7 protein-coding genes are annotated in these 13,023 nt (G+C 44.8%); 5 read left to right on the forward strand and 2 right to left on the reverse strand.

The genetic code is table 11. The features are described from left to right. Positions 1-85: 85 nt before the first annotated feature. Positions 86-3,190, forward strand: a complete 3,105-nt coding sequence (locus V5G28_RS34405) for a plasmid replication protein, CyRepA1 family (RefSeq protein ID WP_332995997.1) — start codon at positions 86-88, stop codon at positions 3,188-3,190. A gap of 617 nt (positions 3,191-3,807) precedes the next feature. On the opposite strand, the gene V5G28_RS34410 is transcribed toward V5G28_RS34405, so the two are convergent. Then, the gene (locus V5G28_RS34410) at positions 3,808-4,239 is read right to left on the reverse strand and encodes a PIN domain-containing protein (RefSeq protein WP_332995999.1); all 432 of its coding nucleotides are present in this window, start codon (positions 4,237-4,239) and stop codon (positions 3,808-3,810) included. Continuing rightward, positions 4,229-4,486, reverse strand: coding sequence for a ribbon-helix-helix domain-containing protein (locus V5G28_RS34415; protein WP_332996001.1), 258 nt, complete (start codon positions 4,484-4,486; stop codon positions 4,229-4,231). Before V5G28_RS34415 ends, V5G28_RS34410 begins: the two co-directional genes overlap by 11 nt. A 51-nt stretch (positions 4,487-4,537) precedes the next feature. Between V5G28_RS34415 and V5G28_RS34420 the strand changes: the two genes are divergently transcribed. The 4 genes from V5G28_RS34420 to V5G28_RS34435 all read left to right on the forward strand — a co-directional run bounded on the left by V5G28_RS34420 (position 4,538) and on the right by V5G28_RS34435 (position 12,968). Then, entirely contained in the window at positions 4,538-5,107 is a 570-nt protein-coding gene (locus V5G28_RS34420) for a Uma2 family endonuclease (protein WP_332996004.1), read from the forward strand. A gap of 489 nt (positions 5,108-5,596) precedes the next feature. Further along, positions 5,597-6,181, forward strand: a complete 585-nt coding sequence (locus V5G28_RS34425) for a HAMP domain-containing protein (protein WP_336231537.1) — start codon at positions 5,597-5,599, stop codon at positions 6,179-6,181. Further along, positions 6,112-12,168, forward strand: coding sequence for a HAMP domain-containing protein (locus V5G28_RS34430; protein WP_332996011.1), 6,057 nt, complete (start codon positions 6,112-6,114; stop codon positions 12,166-12,168). Before V5G28_RS34425 ends, V5G28_RS34430 begins: the two co-directional genes overlap by 70 nt. 572 nt (positions 12,169-12,740) lie before the next feature. After that, a complete protein-coding gene (locus tag V5G28_RS34435) occupies positions 12,741-12,968 on the forward strand; it encodes a hypothetical protein (protein WP_096561241.1) in 228 nt (75 codons plus the stop codon). Positions 12,969-13,023: the final 55 nt, after the last annotated feature.

A 13,023-nucleotide genomic window follows, 5' to 3' on the forward strand; every position in this document is an offset into this window, starting at 1 on the left:
CAAAAGTTTGACAATCGCTGATCTCAAAACCAGCAAATGCATGATAAGGTGTTAAGTCCCTTGTCATCCTTTGCCGCCAGAGCCAATGCATTTGTACTATTTAAACCCCCAACACCTTGAGGAATTAGTTAAAGGTAGCGGTATAGACTTAGACCTTGCCAAACTCAATTTTCTGTCTCTACAAGGCAGAACCTGTTACGACTACTTATTAATTTCTGAACATCTTCCCCGTACAAATACTGGAATGGTAAGAAGTGGGTGGTTGCAGCGTTACGCCCATATTGCTGAAGGTGGTTGGTGGTGTTCTGGACTTGATCCCCTAAATGATTGGGAAGCAATGGAGTGGGGGTGCTTTAAGCCCAACCAACCTCGATTAAATGAAAATAACAAGTTGATTAAGTACGAACATCCCCCCAGCACACCAACGCGGGTGTTTTGTCTGCGGGTATCACTACGTATTTGGCAGCAAGTCGCCCAACGTTACAATGTCGCCATACCTGACAATATCAACATTGCCTGTAATGGTGAAGCCGAAGGCTTTTGGCAATGGGTTATGGAACAGAACATCCCCGTTATGATTTGCGAAGGTGTAAAAAAAGCAGCAGCACTGTTGACACAAGGATATGCAGCTTTAGCCATCCCTGGAATTACCAGTGGTTACCGCGTCATCAAAGATCGCTTTGGCAAAGTGATTACTCGCCAGCTTATCCCCGACTTAGTAGCATTTGCCAATACTCGGCGCATCTTTTACATTTGCTTTGATTTTGAAACTCAACCCAAGACAATCGCAGCGGTAAATAATGCCATTTCCCAGCTAGGATTTCTCTTCCAAGAAAAAAATTGCCTTGTTCAAGTCATTCAACTTCCAGGAATAGAAAAAGGGGTTGATGATTTTATCGTCGCCAAAGGTGCAAGTGCTTTCGAGGCGATGTATCGCCAAAGCATTGATTTAGAAGTTTACCTTGCCCAAATCAAACCCCACACCGAGTTAACCATTCCTGCTGCACTTACCCTTAACCGTCGCTATTTAGGGGAAATACCGTTCCCTACATCTGGATTAGTGGGAGTGAAGTCTGCAAAAGGAACAGGGAAAACCACAACACTGGAAACTGTTGTTAATCAAGCCAACAGCAGAAATCAACCCGTTTTGTTAATCACTCACAGAATCCAACTGGGGCGTTTTTTATGCGACAAAATCGGCATTCAATGGGGAATGGATAATCGGGAATGTTTTGGTAATAAACGCTTAAGCAGTGACTACAAACATCATAACCAATCGCTTGGATTATGCATCGATTCCATTTGGAAGCTGAATCCCGAGGACTGGCGAGGGGCGATAATAATTTTGGATGAAGTAGAACAGTCTTTATGGCATCTCCTGAATAGCAATACTTGTAAAGATAAGCGTGTAAAAATTTTAAAATTATTCCAACAGCTTATTTCTACAGTACTAATAAGTGGAGGATTAATTATTGCCCAAGATGCTGATTTGTCAGATATTTCCTTAGAATATTTACAAGAATTGTCAGGAATTGAAATAACGCCTTGGGTGGTTGTGAATCAGTGGAAACCACAGCAAGGTTGGGACGTCACTTTCTATGATTCTCCAAACCCAACTCCCTTAATTCATCAACTGGAACTCGATTTAATTCTAGGACATAAATGTTATGTGACAACAGATAGCCGCACTGGACGTTACAGTTGTGAAACAATAGAACGTTACCTTAAAGAGCGTTTAGAAAGATTGCAAAAGCAATTTCCCAAAACTTTGGTTATCAGTAGTCACACGACAAACACACCTGGTCATGAAGCTGTTGATTTTGTTGCAAATCTCAATCAAAAAGTGACTGAATACAGCACTGTTTTTGTCACTCCTAGCCTTGGTACGGGAATTAGCATTGATGTCCAACATTTCGACCGCGTTTATGGTATTTTTCAAGGAGTCATTCCTGACTCGGAAGCACGACAAGCACTCTTCAGAGTACGCGATGATATACCGCGCATAGTCTGGTGTGCAAAGCGAGGAATTGGCTTCATCGGCACTGGAAGCACAAATTATCGTTCGTTGTCTTCTTGGTATCAGGAAAATCAAAAAGAAAACTTAGCTTTATTAAGTCCGCTGCATAAAGTTGATGTAGATTTGCCGTTAGTGTATGATCCAATGCATTTACGAACTTGGGCAAAGTTGGCTGCAAGGGTGAATGCTTCTGTTACCCTCTACCGTCAATCTATGAAAGATGGTTTGATTGCTGACGGGCATCAAATTCATGTACGCAGTAATGATGTACAAAAAAATATTATCCGAGATTTACGCCTTGCCTTTCTAGCAACTGACACCAACGATTTGCCAACTCGTAAAAGGTTGATTTTAGAAATCTTCAAAGTCCAGAAAGATTGGTCTCATAGCCGCAAAAAATCAAAAGAAATTGACATTAAAATCACAGAAATCAAGCGGCGAAATCAATTAGCGGCTGCAAATGCTGTAGCTCATGCTCAGGATATTGATTACGTGGAATATGAGCAGCTTTTGGTGAAACATTCGCTGACGGATGAGGAACGCAATCAAATTAATAAATATCTTCTCAGACAAAAGTATGGTATTGAAGTCACTTCCCTACTGAAATTGCGGGATGACAAAGGATATTATAGCCAATTATTAACACACTATTATCTAACTCACGAAAGCGAGTTTCTTCGCCTGAGAGATAAGCAAGAATGGCATCAGCAATTGTCATGGGGTGAAGGTAAAGTTTTTCTGCCAGATTTAAAGACTAATACGCTTAAAGTTGAGGCTTTGACGGCGTTAGGAGTGCTACAGTTCCTCGAACCAGAAAGAGAATTTACCGAAAATGAAGCTGATTTGTTGTTACTGAAAAATATTACTTATCAATGTAGTAAACATATCAAAAGGGCAGTTGGTATTAATTTATTGAATGAGAAAAAGTCTATTTCACCAATAAAAATCCTCAATCGGTTGTTGAATTTGTTGGGTTTGAAGCTGAAGCGGGTAAGTCATGCAATCTATAAAATTGACACTGAAACGCTTTATGATGGCAGAGAAGAAATATTTGCAGTTTGGCAGCAACGGGATGAGTTGATGTTGGCAAATATCAAGGGTGTGGTTGATTATTCTTCACCTTGGATGGGTGAGCCTATTAAAACCAAGGCTGCCTACGCAGGCTATTTATAAGACAATACGGTTCAGTTAAGGCTCAAAGTCATGTAAATTAGGCATTGTTCAGCATAGTAGAAATACAACAAGCCGAACGCGTAGACGCGTATGCTTAGCGGTACGCTTTGCGCTCAGCGGCTTGTCGTTATATCAAGTTCGCTTAATCACTTATAAATGCCGAAACACCCCACCCGCGCACATCAAGCACCCTCCCCAACCCTCCCCAAGGCATCGGGGAGGGGTAACGCGAGGACTGCAATGATAACTAATCATCCGAACTTGATATTAGACATCGCTCTTTAGAAAACACCATTCAAATCGTCGGCGTTGGCTTAGATGCAGGTGCGATCGTCTCTGGGGTTGTCTCACAATATATCGACAAACCCTTTTCAGTTCCATATCTCAAGCACCCAGTTCCTCCGATGTTGTTATCATTCTTTTGGAGTCTTTTGGCTACCTTGTTTTTTGGCTGGCTGGCTTGGCGTTGGACTAAACGAAAGAATTAGGTTTGGTAATGGTAAAAAAACCACAGATGGACACAGATAATTTATCTGCGTGGATCTGCAGTTCTAAATATCCATATACTTTTGCAAGAAGTCTATTGTTTGTTGAGTTTCGCTATCGTTGAACCCAACCTACGGCTGATTTGTGAGAGGATTAGTAAACTGTACACCCTCTATGATTGCACCAGTGTTGAAATCCTCACTGTAAACCTCTGAAATTTGATTGAGCCTCGCAGTTGCCCAAATTTGAGCATCCCAAAATCCAAACTTATGAGCTTCAACGCCGCGAATTGCTTCTAAAGTAATGAGCCTGGTTACATCAACTACAGAACAAGCACTCATATAATTACGTATCCGGGCGATCGCCTCTGCTGGACTCAGAAGCTGTCTTTTTGCACGAGTTGTCGCCATGAAAAACTCACCCATGACTTGGGTACTAATTACAGCACGGTTTGTTTGAATAAGTCTGTCAACAATTGCAATTGCTCGTTCCTGTTTTGTAGAGTCGAAAGGATCGTAAATGTAAACCAGGATATTAGTATCCAGTAAAATCCTACCGTTCATATAGGTCTTCTCTTTCCCAGTCTCGTCCTCCAGGTAGGGAAGGTCGATTTTTGATGCTGTTGATAAAGGCTTTTTCAGCTTCCCAAGCAGCAATATCTGTTTGAGGAGTGGTAATAGAACCAATGTGTAAATCGATGGCTTGGCGAATAATTTCAGCTTCGCTGACGCCTGTTTGTTGGGCGATCGCCTTTAACAGATGTTCTTGATGAGGTTCTATATATATTTGCTTACGAATTTTACTTGGCACAATTTTTTCATATATAATGTATACATTACAATATACATTATATATGAACCTATGTTAGTTTCCAAACACAAGGATGCTATATCCGTCCCCCAAATCCGTTCTTTAGAAGACTTTATGGCAAATCCCCCTGAGGGTATGGAGTGGGTGGACGATCAGCTTGTAGAGAAAGCTGGAATGACATTAAAACATAGTGAAATTCAAGGAAATATATACTTTTACTGGAGAAATTACATCAGTTCCAGTCAACTGGGTGGAAAAGTTTATACTGAAGTCCCTTGTCGTACCAATAAGCAGGGACGGGTTCCCGATGTAGCTTATCTGACGCCAGAGTTAGTAGCTCAATTTGGCGATGCTCCCACTTTGCCACAGAGTTTCCCACTGATTGCTGAGATAGTTTCACCCACTGATTTAGCAGAGGACTTATTTGTCAAAGCACAAGAGTATTTGCAGTCTGCTAGCGAGGAAGTTTGGCTAGTATTTCCTGAAAGCCGCTTAATTCTTGTCATGACTGAGAATCAAATTTTGGGCTTTAAATCTGGTGATGTCGTTAGTACTCAAAAAGTCTTGCTAGGTTTTAGTATGCGGCTAGACGAGTTGTTAGGCTTGGCAAGTGCTTTATGAAAATTATTGAGATTTTTCATACTCTGGATAGATTTGTAGTATCTATCTTTATCAAGGTGTTTTAAATTCGTTATAGTTTATACTGCATCTCTTGCACAGCTAGCTGTCGAATCGCAAAGTTTCTTCTTGCGAAATATATTGGTGGCTTGTGTCAAACAACGCAATTGGAACTGATAGCAAGCGGTAGCAGAGATAATTAATTGATAATAATTGATATAGATTTTAAAGCCCCGCCGCCATGCCGACTGAACAGTTAACGAGAGAAAGCGATAATCTGGATTTAGGACAGCTATTGAAAACGCTGGCCGCCGTCAAAAAAGGAGATTTTCTGCCGTATTCCGAATAGCAAACAGGCATGGCGGGAAAAATCGCTGATACGCTCAACGATATTATTGAACAAAATGAGCGGTTGACAGCAGAGCTACAGAGAATTAGTAATGTTGTTGGGAAGGACGGGAAAATTAGCGAACGCGCCTCTAGGAAATGTTCGTGGTTCTTGGTCAAGAATGTGTTGAATCTGTCAATACCCTTGTGACTGATTCAGTTCAGCCGACAGCGGAAACAGCGCGCGTGATCGGGCTGTGGCGAATGGTGACTTATCTCAAATCATTGCCCCAGAAATTGAAGGTAGACCCCGAAAGGGTAGTTTCGCAAACTGCCGAAATGGTCAATACGATGGTGGGGCAGTTGAACTCGTTTGCATCTGAGGTGACACGAGTGGCGCGAGAGGTGGGAACCGAAGGCAAACTGGGCGTACAAGCGGAAGTTCGGGGTGTTGCAGGAACTTGGAAGGATTTGACCGACAACGTCAACTTGATGGCGGGGAATTTGACGGCACAAGTTCGCAATATTGCTGAAGTGACGACAGCAGTGGCAAACGGCGACCTTTCCAAAAAAATTACTGTTAATGTCAATGGTGAAATTCTGGAGTTGAAAAATACCATCAACACAATGGTGGATCAACTTAATTCCTTTGCATCTGAGGTGACGCGGGTGGCGCGTGGGTGGGAACCGAAGGCAAACTGGGCGTACAAGCAGAAGTCAATGGTGTTGCAGGCACTTGGAAGGACTTGACCGATAGCGTCAATTTGATGGCGGGGAACTTGACGGCACAATTACGCAACATTGCCGAAGTGACGACAGCAGTGGCAAATGGCGACCTTTCCAAGAAAATTACTGTTGATGTCAAAGGCGAAATTCTGGAGTTGAAGAACACCGTTAACATCATGGTGGATCAGCTCAATTCCTTCGCATCGGAAGTGACGCGGGTCGCCCGTGAGGTGGGTGCAGATGGTAAACTTGGCGGTCAAGCGGAAGTCCGGGGTGTTGCGGGGACTTGGAAGGACTTGACGGACAGTGTGAACTTCATGGCGGGTTCTTTGACGGCGCAAGTGCGGAACATCGCGGAAGTAACAACGGCGGTGGCAAACGGTGACCTCTCGAAGAAAATTACCGTTGATGTGAAAGGCGAAATTTTGGAGTTGAAAAACACTATTAATACGATGGTGGATCAACTCAACTCCTTTGCCTCGGAGGTGACGCGGGTAGCCCGTGAAGTGGGAACCGAAGGTAAATTGGGCGTACAAGCAGAAGTGCGAGGCGTTGCGGGAACTTGGAAGGATTTGACGGATAACGTGAACTTGATGGCGGGTTCCTTGACGGCGCAGGTACGGAATATTGCCGAAGTTACGACAGCGATCGCCAATGGTGACCTCTCTAAGAAAATTACTGTTGATGTCAGAGGCGAAATTTGGGAGTTGAAGAACACCGTTAACATCATGGTGGATCAGCTTAATTCCTTCGCATCGGAAGTGACGCGGGTCGCCCGTGAGGTGGGTGCAGATGGTAAACTTGGCGGTCAAGCGGAAGTCCGGGGTGTTGCGGGAACTTGGAAGGACTTGACGGACAGTGTAAATTTCATGGCGGGTTCCTTGACAGCGCAGGTACGTAATATTGCGGAAGTGACGACGGCGGTGGCAACAGGTGACCTCTCGAAGAAAATCACTGTTGATGTCAAAGGCGAAATTCTGGAGTTGAAGAACACTATTAATACGATGGTGGATCAACTCAATTCCTTCGCATCGGAAGTGACGCGGGTAGCCCGTGAAGTTGGCACCGAAGGGAAACTGGGGGTACAAGCAGAAGTACGAGGCGTTGCGGGGACTTGGAAGGACTTGACGGATAACGTCAACTTGATGGCGGGTTCGTTGACTTCACAAGTGCGGAACATCGCGGAAGTGACGACGGCTGTGGCAAATGGTGACCTCTCGAAGAAAATTACTGTTGATGTCAAAGGCGAAATTTTGGAGTTGAAAAACACCATCAACACGATGGTGGATCAACTGAGTTCCTTCGCCAGCGAGGTAACACGAGTCGCCCGTGAGGTGGGTTCTGAGGGCAAGCTGGGTGTACAAGCCGATGTGAAAGGTGTTGCTGGTACGTGGAAGGACTTGACTGACAGCGTCAACTTCATGGCGGGTTCCTTGACGGCGCAGGTGCGAAACATTGCCGACGTGACGACAGCGATCGCCAACGGCGACCTTTCTAAGAAAATCACTGTGCAAGTCAAAGGCGAAATTTTGGAGTTGAAAAACACCATTAATATCATGGTGGATCAACTCAACTCCTTTGCATCGGAGGTGACGCGGGTTGCCCGTGAGGTGGGTTCTGAAGGTAAGCTGGGCGTGCAAGCGGATGTGCGCGGAGTTGCTGGAACTTGGAAAGATTTGACCGACAGTGTGAACTTCATGGCGGGTTCCTTGACGGCGCAGGTGCGGAACATTGCCACAGTCACCACGGCGGTAGCGACTGGAGACCTTTCTAAGAAAATCACCGTTGATGTTAAAGGCGAAATTCTGGAGTTGAAAAACACTATCAACACGATGGTGGATCAGCTCAATTCCTTTGCTTCTGAGGTAACGCGAGTTGCCCGTGAGGTGGGAACCGAAGGTAAGCTGGGCGTGCAAGCGGAAGTTCGGGGAGTTGCCGGAACTTGGAAGGACTTAACCGACAGTGTGAATTCGATGGCGGGTTCCTTAACGGCACAGGTGCGCAACATTGCCGAAGTGACGACGGCTGTGGCAAACGGCGACCTTTCTAAGAAAATTACTGTTGACGTAAAAGGTGAAATTCTGGAGTTGAAGAACACCATCAACACGATGGTGGATCAACTCAACTCCTTCGCATCCGAAGTAACACGAGTTGCCCGTGAGGTGGGAACCGAAGGTAAGTTAGGTGTGCAAGCTTATGTTAGAGGTGTTGCCGGTACGTGGAAAGATTTGACCGACAACTTCAACTTGATGGCAGGTAACTTGACGGCACAACTGCGAAATATTGCCGAAGTCACAAAGGCGGTGGCAACAGGTGATCTGTCGAAGAAAATTACAGTTGATGTCAAAGGCGAAATTTTTGAGTTGAAGAACACCATCAATACAATGGTGGATCAACTGAGTTCTTTTGCATCTGAGGTGACGCGAGTTGCCCGTGAAGTGGGAACCGAAGGTAAATTGGGCGGACAAGCCGAGGTGAAAGGCGTTGCCGGTACTTGGAAAGATTTGACCGACAACGTGAACTCGATGGCGAGTAACTTGACGGCACAAGTGCGAGGCATTGCTAAAGTGGTGACGGCGGTTGCTAACGGTGACTTGAAGCGGAAATTGATGCTGGATGCCAAAGGAGAAATTGAAACTTTGGCAGAAACAATCAACGAAATGATTGACACTCTGGCGACGTTTGCCAACCAAGTCACCACTGTGGCGCGTGAGGTGGGCATTGAAGGTAAGTTGGGCGGACAAGCCAAAGTGCCAGGGGCGGCGGGAACTTGGAAAGATTTGACCGACAACGTTAACGAACTGGCTGCTACCCTCACCACTCAGTTGCGGGCGATCGCCGAAGTGGCAACTGCTGTAACTAAAGGCGACTTAACGCGTTCAATTGCCGTGGAAGCAGAAGGTGAGGTTGCCATCCTGAAAGACAACATCAACCAGATGATTGCCAACCTGCGAGAGACAACGCAGAAAAACACTGAACAAGACTGGTTGAAAACCAACCTCGCCAAGTTTACCCGGATGCTTCAAGGTCAGCGCGACCTAGAAACCGTATCTAAACTTATTCTCTCAGAGTTAGCACCCTTGGTGGGAGCTTCTCACGGCGTTTTCTACATCATCGAAACCACAGAAGAAGTTCCGTACTTGAAGCTACTAAGTAGTTACGCTTACCGCGAACGCAGGCATCTTGCTAACCGCTTTTACTTGGGTGAAGGCTTGGTGGGACAATCCGCTTTGGAAAAAGAACGTATTCTGCTGACAGAAGTACCGCACGACTATATCAAGATTAGTTCTGGTTTGGGTGAATTTACGCCGCTGAATGTCGTTGTCTTACCTGTACTCTTTGAAGGACAAGTCACAGCAGTTATTGAACTTGCTTCATTCCGACGCTTTAACGAAATTCACCTGACATTCTTCGACCAACTTACCGAAAGTATCGCGATTGTGTTGAACACCATCGCCGCTAGTATGCGTACTGAAGAGTTACTCAAACAGTCGCAGTCTTTGGCACACGAGTTACAAAGTCAACAAAACGAACTGCGGGAAACCAACCAGCGCTTAGAACAACAAGCTCAATCGCTCAAAGCCTCCGAGGATTTACTGAAGAAACAGCAAGAAGAGTTACAAGAAACTAACGCCGAACTCGAAGAAAGGTCCGAGTTATTAGCTTTACAAAACAAAGAAGTCGAGCGTAAAAATCAAGAAATTGAAAAGGCAAGCCGAGAATTAGAAGAGAAAGCAGAACAACTCGCCCTCTCGTCAAAATACAAGTCAGAATTTCTCGCGAATATGTCCCACGAATTGCGGACACCGTTAAATAGCTTGTTAATTTTGGCGAAATTGCTGACAGATAATGTCGATAAAAACCTCACTGCTAAACAAGTCGAGTATAGCCGTACGATTTACTCAGCAGGCAACGACTTGTTAACGCTGATAAATGACATTTTGGACTTAGCAAAAATTGAATCTGGAACGATGTCAATTGACATAGACCAGATGTTGTTTACAGAATTGCAAGAACACATTGAGCGCACCTTTAGGCAAGTCGCTATTGACAAGGGACTCAATTTCACCGTTGACTGTGCTTTGGATCTGCCGAGAAGCATCCACACTGATGCAAAACGCTTACAACAAGTCTTGAAGAATCTGCTTGCCAATGCTTTTAAATTTACAGAGCGTGGAGAAGTCCGCTTGCACGTCTTCGTGGCAACGCAAGGGTGGAGTCCCGACCAGGGAAGTTTGAGTCGCGCTCAGACTGTGATCGCCTTCGCAGTCAGCGATACAGGAATTGGCATTGCCCCTGAAAAGCAAAGAATCATTTTCGAGGCGTTTCAACAAGCTGATGGTACCACAAGCCGCAAGTATGGTGGTACGGGGTTAGGCTTATCAATAAGCCGCGAAATCACCCGTCTTCTTTGTGGAGAAATTAAACTAACGAGCCGTGTTGGGCAAGGTAGTACGTTTACACTTTACTTACCCCAGTCACTTGGCTATCATCAAGAAATGGGAACATGGGAAGATGGGCAGAGCATTTCACCACATCAGCCCACCACAGCGCTTCGTCAAACACCCCAACCTTTGCTAAGCCCTATGGCTTCTCCTGACAGAAACGCTGCGGGAACAGGACGGCGTAACTCCTCCGGGCAGCCACTTTCGGTACCTAGTCTCCCCCAAGGGCTGACGGACACACCACGCGAGACACCCTTTGCACAAAACGCACCGCAAGCATACGCGAACTCTAGCGCGGAAGAAGCCGAACCTCCTACAACAAACCCCAACACCATATCAGTAGAGCAAGTCACCACTTCTTTGCTTGATGACAGAGGCAATATCCAAGAGGGCGATCGCATACTTCTGCTTGTCGAAGATGACATTCATTTTGCCCGTATTCTTTTAGACATGGCGCGACAACAAGGATTTAAGGGCATTGTCGCCCACAGTGGCAGTACGGGTTTAGGGCTGGCACAACAATTTCAGCCTTCAGCAATCATCTTAGATATCCGCTTACCTGGAATGGATGGTTGGGCAGTGCTGGATCGCCTCAAGCATGACCCAAGTACCCGTCATATCCCAGTTCATATTATGACAGTTGAGGAGGGACGACAGCGCGGATTGCAACTAGGCGCAATTGCTTATATCCAAAAGCCCGTTAGCAGTGAGGCGTTGCATCAAGCATTGACCAAAATCAAAGGTTTCGTCGAACGCCGGGTGAAAAATCTACTCGTCGTGGAAGACGACGAGAATCAACGCCACAGCATTGTGGAATTAATTGGCAACACCGATGTTGCTACCACTGCTGTTCGCACCGGTGCTGAGGCGCTAGAAGCCATACAAAATGGGTATTTTGATTGTGTCGTTCTCGATTTAGGTTTGCCCGACATGAACGGGTTTGAACTGATCGAAAAAATCAAACAACAACCCAATGGTGAAGCACTACCAATTATCGTCTATACTGCCAGAGAGTTGAGTAGGGCAGAAGACACTCAACTTAGGCGCTTGGCAGAGACGATTATTATTAAAGATGTGCGTTCTCCAGAACGTCTGCTTGATGAAACAGCTTTGTTCCTGCACAGAGTTCAGGCAAATATGCCTGCGCCCAAGCGAGAAATTCTGGAACAGTTGCATTCCACTGACTCGGTACTTGTGGGAAAAAAAGTTCTCATTGTAGATGACGATGTGCGTAATATCTTTGCCCTCACGAGTATGCTAGAGCGTTATCAAATGCAGGTCTTATACGCTGAAAATGGCAGAGATGGCATCGAAGTTTTGCAAAATACACCTGATATTAATGTGGTGTTGATGGATGTGATGATGCCAGAAATGGATGGTTATGAAACAACCCGCCAAATCCGACAGAACAATCAATTTAAATCCCTGCCGATTATTGCACTGACCGCAAAGGCAATGCAAGGCGACAGAGAAAAGTGTATTGAAGCAGGTGCATCAGACTACATCACCAAACCTGTAGATATCGAACAGTTGCTTTCACTGTTGCGCGTGTGGTTATTTCGGTAGGATTACGGTTCAGATAACATCGTTTGCAGCTTGCACCAGTTTATAACTTATGTAATGAAAGTGCATGCACTTTCATTACACCCATAGGATTCTCACAAATAATATAATAAGAAATCTGGGTTTAATCACTCCGTATTTACAATAGCGATCGCTCGTTTTTTCACCACTCTGTAAAATGATTATCATTATTGTTAATTATTTTATTTTTTGGTAGTTTTTTTAGCAACATTTTTATCACCACCATAATTTTTATCAATATCAAAAGCTCTAGTATAAAGCAGCAAGTAAAAGTACAATAGATTGTTAATCAGGGGTTATAGCAATTACTGCTTCATTAATACCAATTCTGTGTGAAGCTGCACATTATTTTTCCCCCTCCTAACCTCCCTATGAATCAGGGGAGGTGCCGCAGGCGGTCGGGTTCTTTCTATGCATCTTTATATGGAAACGGTATAACTTAGAATTTGACGATTATTAGGTCAGGTAAACCAAAAAGTTTAAGCTGTGTTTCGTTAAACTTTTCGATTTATCCTGCCAAAGAAACTTGGCGAACTATTAGGTATAAAGGAATAATGTTGAAACGTCGCACAATACTAGCTGGTTTAACTGTACTAGGCTTCACGCTGGCTGTGAGTACAAAAGTCTATGGACAATCCACTAGCGGGTCAGAAGCTTGGCAGACTGTCTACAATGATGCGGTTGCCGGGGCAACAAGGACAGTTACAGTTCCGCTTTTGAGTCCCTTATTATCATTGATCGTGCAAATATTCTTCAACTTGGCAGGTTTTTGGGGCGGTTAATCCTTTGTCTCATACCCAAACAGAAAAAGAGTCTAAATAGACGCTTTTGCAGTGT

This window comes from Scytonema sp. PRP1, assembly GCF_036697665.2.
Classification (GTDB): Bacteria; Cyanobacteriota; Cyanobacteriia; order Cyanobacteriales; family Nostocaceae; genus Kalymmatonema; species Kalymmatonema gypsitolerans.